Annotated in this window: 5 protein-coding genes and 1 pseudogene; all 6 read right to left on the bottom strand. The window is 33.4% G+C overall.

Annotation, left to right across the window (positions count from 1 at the left end; all coding sequences use genetic code 11):
• Positions 1–665 (bottom strand): annotated as a pseudogene (locus tag J6V67_RS01420) (peptidase M23); the annotation flags it as partial.
• A complete protein-coding gene (locus tag J6V67_RS01425; RefSeq protein WP_291857546.1) occupies positions 666–1,475 on the bottom strand; it encodes an FtsX-like permease family protein in 810 nt (269 codons plus the stop codon).
• The gene (locus tag J6V67_RS01430) at positions 1,462–2,133 is read right to left on the bottom strand and encodes a cell division ATP-binding protein FtsE (protein ID WP_291857548.1); all 672 of its coding nucleotides are present in this window, start codon (positions 2,131–2,133) and stop codon (positions 1,462–1,464) included. The genes J6V67_RS01425 and J6V67_RS01430 overlap by 14 nt, the downstream gene beginning before the upstream one ends.
• Positions 2,118–3,290, bottom strand: a complete 1,173-nt coding sequence (trmB, locus tag J6V67_RS01435) for a tRNA (guanosine(46)-N7)-methyltransferase TrmB (RefSeq protein ID WP_291857551.1) — start codon at positions 3,288–3,290, stop codon at positions 2,118–2,120. Before trmB ends, J6V67_RS01430 begins: the two co-directional genes overlap by 16 nt.
• Entirely contained in the window at positions 3,290–4,501 is a 1,212-nt protein-coding gene (locus J6V67_RS01440) for a hypothetical protein (RefSeq protein WP_291857553.1), read from the bottom strand. The genes trmB and J6V67_RS01440 overlap by 1 nt, the downstream gene beginning before the upstream one ends.
• Positions 4,437–5,216, bottom strand: a 780-nt coding sequence (locus tag J6V67_RS01445; protein ID WP_291857555.1) for an RluA family pseudouridine synthase, incomplete at its 5' end; no start/stop codon positions are given. The genes J6V67_RS01445 and J6V67_RS01440, both read right to left, overlap by 65 nt.

The following is a 5,216-nucleotide window of genomic DNA, read 5'->3' on the forward strand; positions in this document are numbered from 1 at the left end:
ATCTCATCTTGTTGCTTTTTGATATTGGCTAATTTTTTAGAATATATACTCTTATCTTGGTTTAAAATCTCCAAATTTTTCTTTTGCTTAGCTTGGAGCGATTTTAAAGCTTTTTGCTTTTGGCGAAATTCTTTTAAATCAAATTTAATCGAATCAATCTTTTTTGATTGTGATTTTATCAAATTTGTAGTCTCTTCATAATCTTGAGCTAATTTTTTAAATTCACTATTCATTACACTATTTAAATTTTTTAAAATCTCAGTTGCTATTATGCTATCTTGACTTTCACTATAATCATTTGGCGCTACTAAATCGTAGGCAAAATCTTCGCTTATAATTTTGACTAGCCTAAGCTCCATATCTTTTTGACTACGAATTAGCTCACCATTTTGGCTAGTAAGCTTATCTAATTCAAGATTAGCACTATGAGCACTATCTTCTAATTCCTCAACTTGCTTAGCTAGCTCTTCAATCTGCTTAGCAGTATTTTGCACAGCTTTATTGCCAGCAATTATATCATTAGCTAACTCTTCAAGCTTTTTATTTATCTGGCTTTCAAGCTTTTTGGCTGAATCAATACTATTTTTTTGATCTTTAATTTTATCAGAGACATTTGCGCCAAAAAGCGAAGAAAAAATCAAGCCAATAAGCAAAAATCTAATCATTTACGAACGCCTTGAAAATAGCATAACAAGACTAACTGCGATAATAGATATACTAATAGAAGCACTAAATAAAATCAAAGCATCACTAAAAAGATTTAAATTTGGCTGTTCAAATCCAATAGAAAAAATTGCACTTTGAAAACTAGGAAGTGCTGGAAAAATCGCATAAAATACCACTACAAGCGTAGTAGCAATAATACTATCAACCACAGCAAGCTTATAAAGCATAGCAGATTTTAGCCAATACGGCGCCCCAAAAAGAGTCATAATCTCAACACGCCTACGGTGCTCATAAAGCCAAATTCTCATCTGTTTAAACACTAAAACAAGTCCTAAAAGCCCAACCATAAACGCAAAACACTCAGCTACATTTTTAGATAAAACTAGCATATTATAGACTTGATCGTGTGTTTTAGAAAATGTCTCGACTCGTTTTATACTTTGAATTTTGCTCAAATTTTCTTTAATATCTTCCATTGTCTCTTTTGATGGAAATTTAGTCAGTTTGAGTGAGTAGAATTTTGGTAGAATACTAATTAGTACAGATATATTCTTAGATGATATATCATTTTTAAGACGGTTTAAAACACTTTTTGGATCAAGACTAGTAAGGGAAGCAAAAGTAGGAATAAGCGACATTAATGACTCTTGGTTTAGATTGTTTTCTGAGACAATTATAATATTATAATCATTTGCCATTTTTATTTCATAATCACTCACAAATTTGCCCAGCATTAGGCTAAATTCAATCGCAAAAAGCAAAATTAAAAGCGGAAAAATAACGCTAATATGGCTCTTAAATGATCTCATTTACCTCTCCATTTGATAACTCAAAGTGACGATAATTCATTCTTAAACCTGCTGGAATCTTATGCGTTACGACCACCACGCAAGTACCAAGCGCTTCTCTTGCTGAGCGAAGTAGCATCCATATTACTTCGCTTGAGTAATCATCTAAACTTCCAGTTGGCTCATCACATAATAGTAGCTGAGGATTATGAGCCAAAGCTCTAGCCATAGCAACCCTTTGCTGCTCTCCACCACTTAATTCAAGCGGAAACCTATCAGATTTGTGTAGTAAATTTACATGGTTTAAAAGCTTTGCGGCTTGCTTTTTGCACACATTTTGATTATAACCTTTAATAATTAGTGGAAGCATTACATTTCTCTCTACATTCCATTCATTTATTAGGCGAAAATCTTGGAAAATTATTCCAACTCTTTGACGAAGAAGTGCTAAACTAGAACGATTAATACCTTTAAGTTCATTTAAGCAAACATTTAAACTTCCATCACTAATAGCCATATCGCCATACATAGAGCGAATTAAAGTAGATTTACCACTACCACTTTTGCCAGTAATAAAGACAAAATCATTGACATTGATGCTAAAATTTGCCTTATTTATAACTCTAAAGCTCTTATCATACTCTAAAATCAGATCTCTAGCTTCTACAATGTGGCGCATTTTAGCATATCCTCTAAATTATTATGAGCCTTAATATTTTCCGGTGTTAGTAATGGTTTTTTAAATAAATAGATAGTATTTTGTCTAGAAATTAATAAATATCTATGCTCTGGTCTATAAAAAGACCCAAACGCTACTCTAACCAATGCATCACCGTTGTCTAAAATATAAATTCGCTCTACATGGATAAAATGATCGCTATATTTTATAGTTTTATTGGCAAAATTTGATTTTATATATTCTAATTCTAATCCACTAAACTCAAATTTAAAATCCAAATCTAACTCATCACTACTACCATAAAAAGCGCAAATTACATCATAAATATCTTTATTTTGTCTAATCCACCTATCTTCATACTTGCTTGAAATCTCTAAAAATCTATTTTTAAATATCTGCATATTGGCATTTTTAAGATCCATAAAGCAACCAATTGTAAAATCTGTATAATCCCTATCATCGCTTCTTAGCTCAAATGTTCCACCATCTTTTAAAGTACGCTGACACTCCAAGGCAAATTGCGGACTAACTACTCGACGCATTTTGCTCTTACCCCACGGTACTGGAAAGTGTAAAAATAGCCTATCTATACTATTTGATTTAAGCAAGCTCATCACCAATCTAGCATCTAAATTTAATAAAACGATATTTTTTAGCCCATTTATTCCAGCTAAATTTTCTACTTGTAAACATGCTGGCTTATAGACTTCTATACCGATTATAAGTGCTTCTGGATTTTCTTTTGCTTGATAAAGCAAGTGCCTACCGCTACCAAAGCCAATCTCTACAAAAATCCTCTTATACTCACAGTCTTCAAGTCTATTTAGCAATTCATCGCTATTTATTATATATTTGCTCTCTAAATTTTTAGGCTTCTTAATTGCTGTAGCTTGGCTTATTACATCGCTAGCAAATAGCTGCTTATAAGCCTCCAGCGCCATTTGCACAGCTTCAAGCTTAGCTGGTCTAGTAAGCTTATCGCACTTTATTACATAGCTATTGCCTCTATCTTTTACTACTAGGCAAAACTCGCACCCAAGTGCTTTAGTATACACTAATTTCTCATCATTACTTTTAGCTTCCCAAATAAATTCAACTTCATTAAATTTAACCGGAAGTTCTACATTTTTTAAATTTTTTGCTACAATATTTGGCATTATTTAGTTATCACCACTGCTTTTTGACTATATTTAGACTCTAAGCCATATTCATCAACGGCTTGAATCTTATATGTATATTCTACACCTTTTTGAACCTGAGTATCGCTATAACTTAACCCATCGATATCATAAATGATATCCTCACCATTGCTACTTGTTTTTGTGATTTTATATTTAAGCGCCCTTGAGTCGCTACTTTGATTCCAGCTAAGCTCTACTAATAAACCATTAAATCTAGCATAACTAAATACTGGCTCTTTAGGCGCTGGCAAGGTTGAGCCTACTACTGAAGCATTTTGACGAGGGCTCTCTAAACCATCTCTATCTACTACTGTAACTTTATAATGATAATTTACTCCATTATCATTGATTAAGTCCTCATATTCTGTTGCTGTTGTTGTGGCAACCTTAGTCATTGGAAAGATATCATTTGTTGCTCTATAAATAGCATAGTGGTCAAAATCATCATTTGAATTTGGCTCCCACATTAGCATAATTTTTTTAGGCAAATTTACGCTTGCGCTAAGCCCTGTAACCATATTTGGCAAGATTTTAGTCTGTGCATCTACGACCTTGCTAGGCGCAGAGATTATACCGTTATGAGTTTTGACTAAGATTCTATATCTATAGCTTTGACCTGGATTTACATCGTTATCAATATATTCGACATTTAATCTGCCATTTATACGAGCAACTTCGTGCCAGTTATTGCTTGATAAAGCACTCTTTTCTAATATATATGAAACCACTCTTAAATCTGGATGTGGGCGCCATAAAACTTTTATCTTATTTGGCAAACCATATAGCGCTTGGATAAATGATACTGATTCTATTAATGGCGTAGTAGTAACGCTAATCCTTTCTCCTTCAGCTGATATATTACCTTGATTATCATATGTTCTAAGCTCGTAAATATACTCAGTTGATGGAGCTAGATTGCTATCTACATAGTGAGTAATAAATTTATCTTCAAGCTTGGCAATTGCATTTAGCTGATTATTTGCATTTGGATTTGAGCGATATAAATAAAATCCACTAATATTGCTTTGAGCCATAAGCGGCCACTCAAATGCAATCTCAGTCATATCGCTAATGGTCTTTAATCCACTCACTGTAGGCAGATCTGGATTTATCTGCGTTGTCTTAGTCGTAACGCATCCACTGAGCAATACCCCCAAAGATATCACACAAGACGCTAATATTCTCATCTACTGTCTCCTTATTAAATTCCTTACTAATTAGTTCATAAAACTCACTAGGCAAAGGGGCTTTAAATTCCATAATTTGATTACTTTTAGGGTGAATCAATCTCAAAATATAAGCGTGTAAAAAAATTCTGCTTATTTTATCACTATTGCTCTTAAAACCATATAAATCATCACCTAAAATGTGCCTATTAATGCTAGCTAGATGGACACGAATCTGATGTGTACGTCCAGTAAAAAGCTTTGCTGAAATTAAATTTACTCTACGATTTTGGCTTGAAATAATATTAGCAAAGGCTGATTTTGCTGGTTTTCCGCTACTTACTACTGCGTTTTTTAGGCGATTTTGAGGATGTCTGCTAATTGGTCTGTCTATAACGCAATTTTCCTTAAGTGGTAAATCACAAAGTGCTAAATAAATTCTTCCCATATCTTTACTACTTAGCTGTTGACTTAGTGCTGTATGTGCTTGATTATTTTTTGCTACAACCATTACCCCGCTAGTACCTTTATCTAGCCTATGTACTATTCCAGCTCGCTCTGTTCCACCTAAACTTGAAAGCGTATAACCCTTTTGCTTTAGCCACTCAACAAGAGTGGCCTCTTTTACACTTGGTGCTGGATGAACAGTAACACCAATTGGTTTATTAATAACTAAAATATCGCTATCTTCATATAAAATTTCTACATCAAACTCAGCTTTAAATTCACTTTGCAT

The organism is Campylobacter sp. (genome assembly GCF_017646085.1).
Lineage (GTDB): Bacteria > Campylobacterota > Campylobacteria > Campylobacterales > Campylobacteraceae > Campylobacter.